Raw genomic sequence first — 15,029 nt, 5'->3', positions numbered from 1 at the left:
TAGTTTGGGAGGCTGATTTTGAAATACGTAGAGGATTACAGAGGGAATAATTTTATATCCGGTTTGCTGTGGGTTAGATTCCAGCTAGCATTGCCAGTGAAGTTACCAGATAAAAGAAAGATTACACCGGGTTTAATTGTTAGCAACAGTTTTTCTAGTGCTTCTAAATCTTCCAGATTGCTCTACAACTAATGTAGATTGTGAGTATCTGATGTATGTTGTTTAGTTATATTTTGAAGCAAAATTACCCCGATCAAAAATATGTAAAGATTATTTTTTCTAGATTAGGGTTAGTAGATGAATGCGCGTCTCAAACTAAATTATTTAGCGTCACAAAATAAAGGTGAGAAGCTAGAGGTGTAAATAGAATATCAGGTTAACTCAGAGATATTAGCTCATTTTGAACAAAAAGATGAATGCGCTTGAGGCTATTCACTACAACCTCAAGCGCTCGGAAAACTAAATATTACTTGACAAGTGCCAAGGTTTTTGAGGGAGCAAAATAAGCTGTTTGTTCAGCTCGCAGTTGGTCACAGAGTCGGCCTTCAGGTAATTCTACGTCATCGTAGGTGAGGGCTTGATCTTGGGGAATGTCTCGCTTTAAGCGGCATCCTTCAGCGATACCCATTGGCAGTAAGTTTTCTTGGTGAACAATTTCTGAGTTTTCACATTGTCCATAGGTCATGTAACGACCAATGCCGTCAAGGGTTTCGCCTGCTTTTAAGTTGATTTTGGCAATGGTGACTACATCGACAATTGGCCCTCCTAGGGGAGAGAGAACAGCATCCTGAAATAGGACGGCACGTGCTACTGATAGGGGAACTTCAAAGTGGCAAAGGTGATAGGGGGTGTAGAAGCTATAAAGGGGGCCTTCACCTAGTTTATAGAGGTTGAGATAATGGCGTTGTTTGGGGTCGTCGTGGGTGGCAAAGACAAATACTCCTGGGCCTGGTTTGGTACCAACGACATAATCGACGATGCCACCGAGTTGTTGGAGTTGTTCGACATCATACATTTTGGTCATTTCATCGACATGACCGGTGTATTCGTATCCCAACATTCCGCGCTTGGCTACCTTCATACCTGTGCCATTGGCGACGATCGCTTGCTCAAAAGAAATTTTGCTGCCATCGGCAAAGCTTGTCACCATGGTGGGATTTTGCCCCCAGCGTTTGGCAAAACCTTCTTGGGTGGTGGGATTGCGGTAGGGGTCTTGCAGTCCTTTAATATTGCCGCACAACAGTGGTGTTAAACCAATGCTTTTGACAAAGCGGTAAAGGTTCATTTCTACCCCTGGTTGGTCGCCATCGCAAGCGCTGAGAACGACGCCAGCACGGTCTGCATAGACTTTGAGGATGGGGCCAATGGTGCCGTCGAGTTCGGCATTCATTAAGATGATGTGTTTGTGATGTGCGATCGCACTCAGCACCAAATGAGCCGCATACTCGATTGTTCCTGTGACTTCGATGATTGCATCTATGCCATCAGCTTGACACAGTAACATGGCATCTTCTGTGACCGCATATTGTCCTAGTGCGATCGCATCTTCTAAGTCGGCTACAGTTGAAACAATCTTGAAATTCTCAATTCCTGCTTCTAAATAAGCTCGTTTTGCTGTATCAATATGACGATTGGAGATAGCTACTAATTCCATTCCGGGAACGGAATTGATAATTTGATTAGCAATGCCTCTACCCATAAAACCAGCGCCAATCATGGCTACTTTGATGGGATTACCTGTTGCGGCTCTAGCTTTGAGAGCTTGATCTAAAATAATCATTACTAAACTCCTATCAAGATAGATTCTAATAAAGGCCAATTCATATCTTTCTCTGACATTTCTGTGGCGATTAGAGGCCAAGAAATATCTAAAAGTGGATCATCATAACGTAAACCACGTTCATATCCAGGGGTGTAAAATTCACCGACTTGATACATAACTTCTGCACCATCTATCAATGCTTGATAACCGTGAGCAAACATTTCTGGTACATATAGAGCGCGGTGGTTTTCGGCAGTCAGTTCCACACCAATATGCGACAGGTAAGTTGGGGAATCAGGACGCATATCAACAATTACGTCATAGATAGCTCCTTGAGTACAGCGAATTAATTTGGTTTCTGCTGCTGGGAGAGTTTGATAGTGCATTCCCCGTAATGTACCTTTTTTATGATTAAAAGAAAGGTTGCATTGAGCCACGGTTGATTTTAAACCATGGGACTCAAATTCATGAGCGCAAAAGGTACGAGCAAAGAAGCCGCGAGAGTCAGGTTTTTCTTCTAAGTCAATAATAAAAGCGCCGGGAAGTTTGGTTTGGGTAAATATCATGATTAAATTAGTATCCTTGGATTATTACTCAATGAATTATGCTCTAAGCGGTTAATTGTCTACTTGGTTTAGCAAAGGTATCATCATTATATTGGGTGCAAAGTTCTGGTCGCTTCGGTAGGTTAGCTGTGTATGTGAAAAATAGTGTTGACCGCTCTTGTATTCTCACAGTACCGTGATGTAAAATATTTCTCGGATCTACAAAAATCACGGTTCCAGCTTTTCCTGGACAAGATTTCCAAGCTGATTTGGGGATGATTTTGTTTAATTTTTCATCATTGATACCTAAATAATTTGACTGTAAAAGCTCGTAGTCAATTCGATAATCACTCAATTTTGCTAACAAGTTGTAACGCCTTGGCACATATTCAAAAGGGCCGTGTTTGTCTGTCACATCATGCAAGTAGATAATGACTTTAATCATCCGCCGATCTTCGGCATCTTTATGCCAAAGCAGTGTTTGCAATTGCTGATCATTTGGGAAGTCTTTCCGCAAATGTACACCATGAAAAGCTATAGGCAGTCCTATATAATTTTCAATGATATTTTGTAGTCGTGCTTCAATTCCCCAGGCAAAAAATTCTGGTAAATCTGTGACTGTATAAATTTGTGGCAACTTGTAACCTGCATGGCTATCTCGCGGAGTTGCCATGGTGGGTAATAAACTATTAGCAGCTTGCAAAAGTTGTGTGGTTGATGCTAACCCCAAATCTGCTAAAGAAGTGATGTAAGCACCATCCCGTTTTAGAGATTCAGAAATTAGGCGATCGCCTTTTCCCAGCAGGGGTAAATTTTTCTGATGTTGCGAAAGTTCTACTCTATACTTCAACTCAGATTCTAAAACTGAGATTTTTTCTTTAACCCTGTTTAGCATGAGAAAATTCCCCTATTAATTAGCAATTTATGGGTCATATTTTCTGAGTTCTTGAGTAGGTACTTCATTTGCTTCTGCAAGTTTAAATTCTTTCATAGGTATTACTTCAAAAGCAGAAATACTAACTAAAGCCAAAAAGGGAACTACTATTTTCATGGCAGATACAGGCCATCTTCTCAAAGCACCTAAGAAAACTTTCAAGTTAACTTCTCGGAAGTTATTTAACATCATCCGGCGGCAAAATTGCTTAGAGTATCCATTTTGTTCCAGTTTCAAAATTACTTCTGGAATGTGTTTATATTGCATTAATAGTGCTGACTGTGGCTCTTTCTGCCAATAACTCACACCAACAATACATTCCAAATAAGTATCTTTAGTGACAATTACACTGCCATTGGCAGCACAATACCCAGCTAAATATGCTAAGGATATCCAATTACTCGCAGCATCGGGCCAAATTTGTAGAGCGCGTTTAATTAAGTCAGCACGGTATACTGTAGCAGTCAGAAAAATAACTGCACCAACACTTTTGGAAAAACAATGTTCAAATATTGCCTTACCATCACCAGAACCATCTTCAGTATCAGCATCAAACCAGCGGTTGCCAATAATTGTAGGTGGGTGGACTGCTTCCCCAGTTATTTTGTGTCTACCGGAGAAATTGAGAAACAATAATGATAATTTATCATGCTTTTTAAGTTTATTAATGACATAAGCAACGGCTCTTTCCTGAATTGGATCATCATCACCAATTGTCCAAACGTATTTGGTTGTAGGAGTACTTAGGCAGTGAATAATATTTTTCATTACACCTAAGTTTTCAGAATGTTTATTTGATTTAAATGTGATATAGCTGAGATTTTTTTGCCACTTTTTAATAACCTCCTGAGTATTGTCTGTTGAACAATTATCAGAAACTAAAATTTCACAGTCAGATTCAAAACCTTTGATAGCCTGAGCTAGCCATGCTAATTGTTTATCAAGTAACTCGGCACGATTGTAAGTCGGGATAGCAATAGTCAGTAATTTATTCATACTAATTAGTAGTTCGCTAGAGAGAATTATTGCCAAAAATCAGCTATGTAAGTAACTTGAAACAAAGTTAACATTTTATGCTATGAACTGGTGTTTAAACTCTGATTATTAAAGATTGATTGATAAACAGATTTACCTACCATATTTAAGTACAAAACGAGAATGCTTATTGCTAAGACAGGCCATCTTCTGAAAGCACCTAGCAAGATTTTCCAGTCACTTATTCTAATGAAATTCTGTGAAATCATCTGCTGACAAAAACTATGAGAATATCCTATATTTAATAATTTGAGATAAACCTCTGGTATATGAATATATCGCATCATTAATGACCATTTTGGATCTTGTTCTAAAGAACTGGCATGCATTGTGCATTCCAAATAAGTATCTTGAGTTACGACGACACTACCATTTACGGCACAAAATCCAGTCCAATATGCTTGAGATGCCAAGTTTTTATAAGAAGTTGACCACTGTTGTAAAGCACATTGTACTAGTTCTGTTTTATAAACTGTTGCTGTCATGAACAACACGCCACCGAAGCTTTCCTGTAAATAACGTTGAAATACAGTTTTTCCCTCAATAATTGGAGCATCGCTATCGCTATTAAACCAGCGCTCTACGATGATTTTATCTGTAATTTTATCTCGTCCATAGCAATTTAAAAAAATTAATCCTAAACTTGGATTCTTCTGGATGAGGGTTAATAAATAAGCGAGAGTTCTTTCCTGAATTGGGTCATCATCACCAACTGTCCAGACATATTTACTGGTAGCGGCTTGCAGACAAAAAGCAATATTCTTCATTAAACCTATATTTTCAATGTTTCTATTCGCTTTATATACAACATTGCTAAAATTAGATTGCCATTTTTGAATTATTTCCTGGGTATTATCTGTTGAACAATTATCAGAAATAATAATTTCACACTCAGATTCAAAACCTTTGATGGCTTTTGCTAACCAAGTAAGTTGTTTATCTAATAATGCAGCACGATTGTAGGTAGGAATAGCGATAGTAAGCAATTTATTCATAGTGTATCCTAAATAATTAGGCTTTTAATTAGTAAATCAGCTTGGTACATGAGATGTTTGCGAAGCAAGAAAATATATTTCCTTGCTTCGGCAGATTGGGTGAACTTGCTGCTAATTAAATAGCGGATTTACTTTTTATTCCAAAAGAAGTCTTTATCAATTTGCTCGGTACGAATTAGATACTCTAGCTGCTTTAAGCGGGTAAATCCTCTAAACAAGAAAGTATCTTCGGTCATGTCAATTTGACTAAACAAATTAAATAGCTGTTGAGCACCATTTTGAGCATTCCAATCACACTTAAATCCGGGTAAGATTGTGTTGATTTTCTCGAAACATACCCGATAGCTGCGGTTGTCTGCACCGTTATCACCAAAGGACAATTGACAACCTGGGAAAGTATCAGCAATAATTTGAGCAATGTCTTTGACTCGATAGTTATTGGCTGTGTCTCCGACATTGAAGATTTGGTTATGTACAATGTCTCGTGGTGCTTCTAAGGCGCAGACAATTGCTTTGCAAATATCTAATGCATGGACTAATGGACGCCAAGGTGTACCATCACTGGTCATTTTGATTTCTTTGGTAGTCCAAGCCAACCCGGCTAAGTTATTTAACACAATATCAAACCGCATTCTGGGGGAAGCGCCAAAAGCGGTAGCATTCCGCATAAAAGTAGGTGAGAAGTCGTCATCAGCTAGTGGTGTGACATCTCGTTCTACTAGGGTTTTACATTCTGCGTAGGCTGTTTGGGGATTAATCGGTGATTCTTCTGTAACGTCACCAACGCTAGCAACGCCGTAAACGCTGCACGAAGACATATAGACGAAGCGACGTACACCCATTGCTTTAGCTAGGTTAGCCAAGCGAACTGAACCTTGATGATTGATTTCATAGGTGATGTGGGGTGCTAGGTGTCCGGTGGGGTCGTTGGAGAGTTCCGCCATGTGGACTACTGCTTCTACACCTTGCAAATCTTCAGGAGCAATATTTCGGATATCTTTGTTGAGGGTTTTAGGTGTCACCTCAGTACCGTTGTACAGCCAACCAACTTTATAAAATCCGGTATCTAGTCCGATAACTTCGTGACCCCGTTCGATTAATAGGGGGGGTAATAGGGAACCAAGATAGCCTTCTGTACCGGTGACAAGAATTTTCATGACTTTTTAACTTTATGCTTTTTTTACAGGCCCATGACAAATATGGTTATTGCTGATGAATAACCAAGAATGGCTGAGAAAAGTAATGAATGCTAAACCCTGATTATGATATTGCTAGGACTTACGCACTGTACTCTCTTTACCCTCTTTTCAAGCTTTTTCGATGCGTCAGGGGACGCATCCTACACGTAGTGTGCGTTCCCTAACGCACAATTTATAGGAGTTTCAATGAATAAAATCGATGAACATATTCACCATTGTTTGTCAATGCGTAAGTTCTAATTGCTATCTTGCTCTCTAGAAAAACTTGCTCTCAGTTACTAATGGGAGACAAAAATTGCTCAAGATAGTTTGATTGTGAAACATTAGGCGTTAATTGCTGTTAACAAGTGTGCCTGTTGGGGAATTTGAGCTACAATGGCTTTGCCAATTTCTACAGAGGAAGTTGCCGCAGGGGAGGGAGCATTGCAAACATGGATGGAGTTTTGTCCTTGAACGATTAAAAAGTCGTCTACAAGGGAACCATTATTCATCAATGCTTGAGCGCGGACTCCTGCATGGGTGGGAACTAAATCGGCTGCTTGGACTTCGGGAATGAGTTTTTGTAAACTTCTGACAAAGGCTGCTTTACTGAAGGAACGAATGATTTCCTGAATGCCTTCATCAGCGTGTTTTGCTGCTAGTTTCCAAAAACCAGGATAGGTGATGACTTCAGCAAAGTCTCCTATGTCAAAGTCGGTTTTTTTGTAACCTTCTCGTTTGAGGCTGAGAACTGCGTTTGGCCCTGCATGGACGCTGGAATCAATCATCCTGGTAAAGTGGACACCCAGGAAGGGAAAGTCTGGATTAGGAACTGGGTAAATGAGGGTTTTGACGAGATGGCGTTTTTCGGGAATCAGTTCGTAGTATTCACCCCGGAAGGGGACAATTTTGGCTTGGGGTGTTAATTGTGCTAGTTTAGCGATGCGATCGCTATGCAGTCCAGCACAATTGATCACGAAACGGGTTTCAAAACTGCCGTTGTTTGTTTCCAGTACCTGATTTTCACCACTTGGGGAGATTTTGTGTACTTTTGTATTTAGACGCAGTTCTCCCCCCTGCTTTTGAATTAACTCAGCGTATTTCCAACAAACTTGCTTGTAATTAACAATGCCTGTAGAAAATACCCGAATTCCCCCTACACATCTAACATGGGGTTCAATTTCTTTAACTGCTTCTGGGCTGATTCTCTCAACTTTTATCCCATTATCTAAGCCTCGTTTGTAGAGACTTTCTAAGCGTGGTAGCTCAGTTTCTTCAGTGGCAACAATTACTTTACCACAAACTTCATGCTCAATTTCATGTTCTTGGCAAAATTCTACCATTGAGCGGCTACCTTCACGGCAAAATTTAGCTTTAAAACTGCCTGGTTTGTAGTAAATTCCCGAATGGATTACGCCGCTATTATTGCCGGTTTGATGAAATGCCCATTGACTTTCTTTTTCTAATACTAAGATGCGGGCATGGGGATAGTTTTTGCCTAAAGCCATTCCTGTAGAAAGTCCAACTATTCCCCCACCAATAATCGCAAAATCATACATTGATATTATTGCCCCAGAAATTAAAGTAACCCAGTGAGTTTTGGAGATAATATCTCAAGCCTACCATGCCTTCCAAGGAGCCTTGCCACTCTGCCAGAGATCCTCCAGGTAGTTTTTATCTCGTAAAGTATCCATCGGTTGCCAAAAACCATGATGTTTGAAAGCCGATAGCTGTTCCATATCAGCTAGCTTTTCTAATGGTTCTTTTTCCCATACAGTGGATGCATCAGCAATAAAGTTGATTACTTCAGGTTCGAGAACAAAATAACCGCCATTAATCCAAGCGCCATCACCTTCGGGTTTCTCGCGAAAATTGGTGATTTTAGTTTGTTCTTGTCCTAGAGAAATTGCCCCAAAACGTCCTGCTGGTTGAACAGCGCTGAGTGTTGCTAAGGTCTTTTGTTGTTGATGAAACTTGATTAACTCTGTAATATTTATATCGGTAACACCATCACCATAGGTAAAGCAAAAAGTTTCATTACCAATATGCTCACTGATATGCTTTAATCGTCCACCTGTCATTGTGCTATCACCTGTATTCACTAAGGTGACTCGCCAAGGTTCAGCATAACCAGAATGTACATTCATTTGGTTAAATCGCATATCAAAAGTTACATCTGACATGTGTAAGAAGTAGTTGGCAAAATACTCCTTAATAATGTAGCCTTTGTAACCGCAACAGATGATGAAGTCATTAATGCCGTGGGCGGAGTAAATCTTCATTATGTGCCAGAGAATTGGCTTACCACCAATCTCAACCATCGGCTTGGGTCTGATACTGGTTTCTTCACTGAGGCGTGTACCAAGCCCTCCAGCCAAAATCACCGCTTTCATGCAATTACCTCGGAGATTTGCTTCTTAGATTATTAATTCGCTTTATCGGGATGAAGAGGATGCACTTAAATTCGAGAAGAATTGAATTTTTATCTATCTTTCTCTAAAGACAATTTAACTATAATTTTGTCTCAAATTATAAAGAAAAGGTAAATTAAAATAATTTATATGTGAAAGCTTTATGAATATCTATAAGTTACATATTTTAGCATAAAAATGTATAAAATCTAAACAAAATAAAATAACTAGCGTGAGTTTATGCTACCCCCAAAGGGCTGATTTTGTCTAATCAAAAGCACAAAGTCGCTAGTTATAATATTTACTTATTTACTTGTCTTTAATTACTTTGTTCCAATATTCTTGAGCTTTGGAATAAACTGTCACATTTATTTTCTACGATGACGCAGATATTGCTGAGTGCTTGTTGATAATTATCCATATCCTCTTGCTCAAGAGAGATTTTGGCGGCTGTCTGTAAGTCTTCAATTGCTTGCATCTGGCTTTGGGTAGATCCACTTTCGCCGTATTGGGCAAGTTCATAGTGAACCATCCCTCGTTTAAGATAAGCTTTTGCCAGTCGGGGATTGATATTTAATGCTTGGTTAAAATCAGCGATCGCTTGTTTGTATTCTTGGGCATAATTGCTGCTATATTGGGCAATTTGATAACGGATTATACCTCGCTGAAAGTAAGCTTCTGCTTTTGATGAATTCAGTTTAATTGCCTGGGTAAAATCGGCGATCGCTTGTTTGTATTCTTGTTGAGAGTCGGTGCGATATTTGGCGACTTGAGAGCGGACTATTCCCCGTCTGATATAAGCTTCAGCTTCTTGATTATCAAGACTTAGGGCATTATTAAAATCAGCGATCGCTTTTTTGTACTCTCGATCAGGATCACTACTATAATCGGCAAGCATATAGTAGGCATTGCCCCGATTCACAAAAGCTTTCACCTCGTGAGGATTGATTTGCAGAGCGTGGTTATAGTCTACCAATGCGCCTTCATAGTCTTTCAGGTTATAGCGGGCATTGCCACGATTGACAATAGCTTTAGTTTGTGTAGGGTCTTCTGCGATCGCATGGCTAAAATCTTTAATTGCTTGCCCATAGTCTCGCTCTTTGTAGGCCGCATCACCCCGCTGATAGTACTCTGCAAAAGTGAGATTTTGATTATTACTACTTTCCTCAGAAGACATCAACCTTTGTTGAGTGTAAGGATTTTGGGAAACAAAGGGGCGAGTAAATTTAATCATTAAATCCAAATATCCCAATAAACCAAACCCCAAAATACCCACAATCATCGGGTAAAAATTTGCTGTTTTGAGAGGTTTATGTGTAGAAAAAGTTTGGACGAATCCTAGGGGCCAATGATGAATTGGGAACTTTGGGATAACTGGGTATGTTAGACGTGGAATCTGAGGACAGCGATTTTTGGCTTGTTTTCTCTGGGAGACGCTACGGGCACGTGGTTGGAGATGTTCTCCTAATGCGATCGCCCTGTGTGATGGAAAAGGATCACGTCCGCCTAATTGCAAAGCCCGTTCACACCACGGACATTTTTGCAAGTGGTTGTTGTAGTGATGTTGAGGATTTACCCTACAGGTAACAAGACTATCTTCAGCTTCCGCTACTGCTGACAGCCAGGTTTGGGCACTGGGGCGCATTTGCGGGTTGTTGTGGCCATCCTCAAAACAACGCACAAACAACTCCTTTAACCTGGGATGGAGAATTTCCCAAGGAGGAGCAATGGGGGTAGGCAAGTACGGTACTTGCCGCTTGTGAGAGTAAGTGAAATGACCAGCAACAATCCGGGCTTCGTAGGGGGGTGGCTCCACAACACCTTGAAAAATGCCAGAAAATGGGTGTGTGCCTTCCATTAACAATTGAAAGATCAGCACAGCCAACCCAAATAAATCATGGGAATTTTCGCGATCGTACTGAGCAAAAATTTTATTCTGTAACTCTGGAGGAGTAAACTCCGGCTTACCCACAGAGCAACGGTAAACTATATTTTTCTCTGGATCACGCACTTGGAAAGAGTCCGTATCGACCAAAGTCACCAGTGCTGTATCACTGACAAGGATATTCGACTCATTCACATCGCCAATATAATATTGGCTAGCGTGCAAAGCAGCAATTGCCGCCGCCAAATTGCGGGCAGTACGTAGCAAATACTGATAATTGAATAAAGGACAGTGTTCCCGGCGAGTTCTGGGGTTATAAAAGTCGATGATCGGCCGCATCCCCTGAATGCGCGGCATTAAAAAGCCGATAATGCTGCCACTGCCATCTAACCCCTGCAACAGTTCCTGTGGCCAAGCGATAGAGATATGCCCCACACTAGCCGTAGGGTTTTCTGGCGGATTGGCAAGCATCGCCTGGAGTTTTTCGGCATGGGTAACAGTGGGCTTGTGATAAATCTTTGCCACCAAATTGTTATCTGAGGGCACTGCATAGACACAAGCTTCACCGCCACGTCCCAAACTGACAGTGAGATTGAGAATTTCTGGTTGGGGAAGACAACGTAGTACCTGCATGGGAGAATTATGGTTAACGGAGGTTATTTAAAATCTAAAGACAGCACAGATATTGCTCAACTAGTTGCTAAATGCAGCTATTACGAGGGTCAAATCATCATCAGTGCGTTGTGTAATCCGCTCAGAGTTTAAAAACCTCACCAACTGCTCTTTTGCCAATGTCTTATCCTCAGCATTTGCTACGAACTCGAACAGAGGAAAAAAGAATGGTTTATGAGGTTCGCCAACAACCATATTCAAAGCCAGCATTTGTAGTCCATCTGTGAGGACACCAACATTGACTATGTCTTCACGCCACAATCTCATCTGCGCTGTCTCCAAAGCACCAGGTGAAGTCAAAAACGTGGTTTCGTTGATATATTCGCCATTGTCAGGCATAGTGAGTGCGAATAGGTCGCCGATGCTATCCTTGGCCACCGCCAAACCATCGCCTATTTGTGCTACAGCTACAACTTTTGGCGTGGCAACCATAATAATTAAAGTGGTTGCCAAATCATGAAGCTGATTGTTACTACTAGCCGCCTCATCTTCCACGGCTTTTTTGGCAGCTACCAGGGCCTTAGTCAAAAGTTCACGCATCTGAGCATCATCAGCCAAGGTGTCTTGGGTGACTGTTTCCATGGAGATGTGTTCTATTGCTGTTTCCACAGCAACCATCGCTCCGACTTTGCCCTGACTGGCCGAACCTGCACCATCGGCTGCCGCCACTACCAACACATTATTAGGCAATATCTGCCAGTGGTGAGCATCCTGACACAGCTGCTTGTTTTTTACGTGGCTTGTGCCACATACAGATGCGGCTACTATCCGCCATTGTGGAATCTGTTTTGATGTGTTCATAGATTTTTTTCAACAGCTAGAAATGGGTGAGCATCAAGCTGTAATTTAGTCTAAACAGACCCCCAACCAATCGGCGGTAGTGCCACTTGTTCGTCTACCTGTGAATGGGAAACAGCTGACATACTCGCTGACAACCAGACAAACATCTCGATGAAGTTTAGTCCTTTGAGTTTGAGGGGAGTACGTACAGTTATTTGATTTAAGCGGGTCATATTTGCATTTTCCACACCAACGGTAAAAAAAGCAACACGCTTATTCGCTTCATCGCCTTGCAGGCGCTCTGCTGCTTGCTCCACCACCTGATCTAGCTCGCCTTGGGGCTCACCATCAGTAATCATAAATACCCAAGGACGATAATAAGCAACTCCATTAGCACGATACTGAGATTTGCGCTCTTGAATTATGTCTAGTGCTTTATGAATTCCCGCGCCCATTGTCGTCAGTCCCTGGGCTGTCAAAATGGGTGGATTGAATTGATCGGCAGTCACAAAGTCTTGGGCTACATTGACATTACTATCAAAAGTAATGATTGCCACCTCTACCCGTCTGGCTGCCAAGGAATTTTTGACTAATTCATCCTTCAAACTCAGCAAACCTTGATTTAACGCCTCGATCCGATCTCCTTGCATTGATCCAGATGTATCTAGTAATAGCACGCAAGGACAGCGTGGTTCTGGATTTTCAGCAAACTCTACGATTTCATCAAGTTTTAATGTATCAAGCATAACTTTTTGTGTTATGTTATAGTCCAAAGCTAAAATTCCTGTTTTCTCTAAAGTATATAGTTTTCGATGCTGACCCGATAAAAATTATTATCTTTGATGGTAGATAGTTTAATTTTTATTAAACAATTCATTCCCACCAAAATTTCTACATATTTAAGTAAATCTTGATCACTGCATAGCTGAGTAAAAGACAATTTATCAGGGGTGGCTATTACCGCTTGTAGTGGATATACCAAAATGTATATTGAGCAAATCCAGATATATAATAAATATATACATTTGCTCAGATAAATTTTTAAAGATATCATGTAGAAAAATTGGACTCTAATATTAAAACTAATTAGACATAATTAACCTCATCAGACTCAAAAGCATACTGTGTAACTAAAAAAACTATCAATCAAATTGGTCAGGAAAATATCAGGCTTGATTAATGCAACAAAAATGTAACATAACAGCTATGTAGAATTTGTCATAGCTTGTAATATATACATATTTGTATGCCAACACCTTGTTCATGGAAAAATGTTAAAAATAATAAAATACCTCATTGCCATTATTGCCGTTATTTCAAATTTACATGGATTCGGTTTCAAATCCCGGAAAACTTTCAAATATGATTAATTCTGGCACATTTACTCAACTATCTCCCCAGAGTTTGTTAAGACAGTTAATCAATTCTTCTGACAGCGCGTGCTTACAAGTATTGAGCCACACAGTTTCCTGGTCTATATATTTAGAGCAGGGCAAAATTACCTATGCAACCCATTCAGTAGAACCCTTTGATCGGCTAGAACGCCATTTACGTCGTCTTAGTCAGCAAATTCCCCTAATTACTAGTGAAATTCGCGTGCAATTACGTCTGATGTTTGAACCTGACTGGCAAACTCAGCTAACTGAAAAACACAGCAATGTTTCCAACCAGCCTCCTGAGTATCAAGCTATTTACTGGCTTGTGATGCAAAAACATCTGGGATCTACACAAGCAGCCGTACTAATTCAAGAATTGGGGAAAGAAGTAATTGAATCATTTCTGCTAATAAAAGAAGGTACTTATGAATTAACAGAACTACCGGATAAAATGCCCAGAATTTGCAGGCTGGATGGTGAAAAAATTATGGGTTACTGCCAAGGGCGATTACAGATTTGGCAGTCTTTTTCTCCGCAAATATCTTCTCCTTATCAGCGTCCATATCTTTTGATTGCCAGCAAATTTCATCACAAAAATTTACCAGAAATACAGCAAAATCTAACCAACTGGATGAAGGGTTTTAGCCTACGTCATCTGGCTGTGATTATGAATCAGGATGAAGTGCTACTGGCTCGAACTTTATATCCTCATATCGTTAAGGGTTCGATTATATTGCATGAACCAGACCCTCCCTTTGATAAATTACCTAAGACCTTTGAAGGGTTTTCCGAACTCCCTAAATATATCACAGAATTCTTGAACGGGCAATTAGTTGATCTAGGGGTATTGCCAAATACCAATACGAAGAATGAACACCCTGGTATTTTTGAAGAAGATGTAGCTCTTCCACAGCGATCGCCAGAAAATTCTGCTTTACCAAGAGAAAACCTACAGCAATTTAAAATACCAAACAACATAGAAACTGCTGCTCAAAAAGTAACTACTGCTACTGTTACTGCCAAAAAGACTTATAAAATCGTTTCTGTAGATGATAGTCCGACAATTCTCAAAGAAATTAGCCGTTTATTAGAAGATGAAAAATTTTCTGTGGTTACCATCAATGAGCCTCTAAAAGCGGTCATGTCAATTATTAGGCACAAGCCAGACTTGATTTTACTGGATCTAAATATGGCAGGAATTGATGGTTATGAGTTGTGTCGGATTATCCGCAATAATTCAATGTTCAAGGCAACACCCATCATTTTTGTTACAGGAAATAAGGGAATTATCGACAAAGTTAAAGCGAGATTTGTCGGAGCCTCTGGGTATCTAACTAAACCGTTTACTCGCGCTGAATTACTGAAAATGGTTTTCAACCATTTGGCTTGATTAATTGAATAGGTAATGGGTAATGGGTAATGGGTAATAGGTACGGAGTTTTGTCAAAAATCAGAT

Annotated in this window: 12 protein-coding genes; 1 reads left to right on the top strand and 11 read right to left on the bottom strand. The window is 40.3% G+C overall.

What is annotated here, in order from left to right; genetic code table 11:
* Positions 1–466 precede the first annotated feature (466 nt).
* The 11 genes from H6G32_RS03065 to H6G32_RS03015 all read right to left on the bottom strand — a co-directional run bounded on the left by H6G32_RS03065 (position 467) and on the right by H6G32_RS03015 (position 12,943).
* Positions 467–1,780 carry an NAD(P)H-dependent oxidoreductase gene (locus tag H6G32_RS03065; RefSeq protein ID WP_190454601.1) on the bottom strand — a complete coding sequence of 438 codons (1,314 nt, stop codon included), beginning with the start codon at positions 1,778–1,780 and terminating at the stop codon, positions 467–469.
* Between the two features lie 2 nt (positions 1,781–1,782).
* Positions 1,783–2,328 carry a dTDP-4-dehydrorhamnose 3,5-epimerase gene (gene rfbC, locus H6G32_RS03060; protein ID WP_190454599.1) on the bottom strand — a complete coding sequence of 182 codons (546 nt, stop codon included), beginning with the start codon at positions 2,326–2,328 and terminating at the stop codon, positions 1,783–1,785.
* Positions 2,329–2,371: 43 nt separating this feature from the next.
* Complete coding sequence (locus tag H6G32_RS03055; RefSeq protein ID WP_190454597.1) at positions 2,372–3,202, bottom strand: phytanoyl-CoA dioxygenase; 831 nt, start codon at positions 3,200–3,202, stop codon at positions 2,372–2,374.
* A 27-nt stretch (positions 3,203–3,229) separates the two neighbouring features.
* Positions 3,230–4,237: a glycosyltransferase family 2 protein gene (locus H6G32_RS03050; protein WP_190454594.1), complete on the bottom strand. Its 1,008-nt coding sequence runs from the start codon at positions 4,235–4,237 to the stop codon at positions 3,230–3,232.
* Positions 4,238–4,317: 80 nt separating this feature from the next.
* Positions 4,318–5,271 carry a glycosyltransferase family 2 protein gene (locus H6G32_RS03045; RefSeq protein WP_190454593.1) on the bottom strand — a complete coding sequence of 318 codons (954 nt, stop codon included), beginning with the start codon at positions 5,269–5,271 and terminating at the stop codon, positions 4,318–4,320.
* Between the two features lie 128 nt (positions 5,272–5,399).
* A complete protein-coding gene (locus H6G32_RS03040; RefSeq protein ID WP_190454590.1) occupies positions 5,400–6,428 on the bottom strand; it encodes an NAD-dependent epimerase/dehydratase family protein in 1,029 nt (342 codons plus the stop codon).
* A gap of 365 nt (positions 6,429–6,793) precedes the next feature.
* On the bottom strand, positions 6,794–8,008 hold the full coding sequence (lhgO, locus tag H6G32_RS03035) for an L-2-hydroxyglutarate oxidase (RefSeq protein WP_190454587.1): 1,215 nt from the start codon (positions 8,006–8,008) through the stop codon (positions 6,794–6,796).
* A gap of 60 nt (positions 8,009–8,068) precedes the next feature.
* Positions 8,069–8,842: a glucose-1-phosphate cytidylyltransferase gene (rfbF, locus tag H6G32_RS03030; protein ID WP_190454584.1), complete on the bottom strand. Its 774-nt coding sequence runs from the start codon at positions 8,840–8,842 to the stop codon at positions 8,069–8,071.
* A 337-nt stretch (positions 8,843–9,179) separates the two neighbouring features.
* On the bottom strand, positions 9,180–11,378 hold the full coding sequence (locus tag H6G32_RS03025; RefSeq protein ID WP_190454581.1) for a tetratricopeptide repeat protein: 2,199 nt from the start codon (positions 11,376–11,378) through the stop codon (positions 9,180–9,182).
* A 60-nt stretch (positions 11,379–11,438) separates the two neighbouring features.
* Positions 11,439–12,218 (bottom strand): PP2C family serine/threonine-protein phosphatase, encoded by a 780-nt coding sequence (locus H6G32_RS03020; protein WP_190454578.1) that lies wholly within the window; start codon positions 12,216–12,218, stop codon positions 11,439–11,441.
* Positions 12,219–12,268: 50 nt separating this feature from the next.
* Positions 12,269–12,943, bottom strand: coding sequence for a vWA domain-containing protein (locus tag H6G32_RS03015; protein WP_190454575.1), 675 nt, complete (start codon positions 12,941–12,943; stop codon positions 12,269–12,271).
* 616 nt (positions 12,944–13,559) lie between these two features.
* Between H6G32_RS03015 and H6G32_RS03010 the strand changes: the two genes are divergently transcribed.
* Entirely contained in the window at positions 13,560–14,963 is a 1,404-nt protein-coding gene (locus H6G32_RS03010) for a response regulator (RefSeq protein ID WP_190454571.1), read from the top strand.
* Positions 14,964–15,029 lie beyond the last annotated feature (66 nt).

This window comes from Cylindrospermum sp. FACHB-282, from assembly GCF_014697195.1.
GTDB lineage: Bacteria > Cyanobacteriota > Cyanobacteriia > Cyanobacteriales > Nostocaceae > Cylindrospermum.
This window is presented reverse-complemented; position numbering and strand designations above follow the sequence as displayed.

What these genes read in the sequence shown, in the direction of transcription:
- H6G32_RS03050 (WP_190454594.1), bottom strand. Translation starts at nt 4,237, where the DNA reads ATGAATAAATTACTGACTATTGCTATCCCGACTTACAATCGTGCCGAG.
- H6G32_RS03045 (WP_190454593.1), bottom strand. Translation starts at nt 5,271, where the DNA reads ATGAATAAATTGCTTACTATCGCTATTCCTACCTACAATCGTGCTGCA.
- rfbF (WP_190454584.1), bottom strand. Translation starts at nt 8,842, where the DNA reads ATGAAAGCGGTGATTTTGGCTGGAGGGCTTGGTACACGCCTCAGTGAA.
- H6G32_RS03055 (WP_190454597.1), bottom strand. Translation starts at nt 3,202, where the DNA reads ATGCTAAACAGGGTTAAAGAAAAAATCTCAGTTTTAGAATCTGAGTTG.
- H6G32_RS03010 (WP_190454571.1), top strand. Translation starts at nt 13,560, where the DNA reads ATGATTAATTCTGGCACATTTACTCAACTATCTCCCCAGAGTTTGTTA.
- H6G32_RS03040 (WP_190454590.1), bottom strand. Translation starts at nt 6,428, where the DNA reads ATGAAAATTCTTGTCACCGGTACAGAAGGCTATCTTGGTTCCCTATTA.
- H6G32_RS03020 (WP_190454578.1), bottom strand. Translation starts at nt 12,218, where the DNA reads ATGAACACATCAAAACAGATTCCACAATGGCGGATAGTAGCCGCATCT.
- H6G32_RS03025 (WP_190454581.1), bottom strand. Translation starts at nt 11,378, where the DNA reads ATGCAGGTACTACGTTGTCTTCCCCAACCAGAAATTCTCAATCTCACT.
- H6G32_RS03065 (WP_190454601.1), bottom strand. Translation starts at nt 1,780, where the DNA reads ATGATTATTTTAGATCAAGCTCTCAAAGCTAGAGCCGCAACAGGTAAT.
- rfbC (WP_190454599.1), bottom strand. Translation starts at nt 2,328, where the DNA reads ATGATATTTACCCAAACCAAACTTCCCGGCGCTTTTATTATTGACTTA.
- H6G32_RS03015 (WP_190454575.1), bottom strand. Translation starts at nt 12,943, where the DNA reads ATGCTTGATACATTAAAACTTGATGAAATCGTAGAGTTTGCTGAAAAT.
- lhgO (WP_190454587.1), bottom strand. Translation starts at nt 8,008, where the DNA reads ATGTATGATTTTGCGATTATTGGTGGGGGAATAGTTGGACTTTCTACA.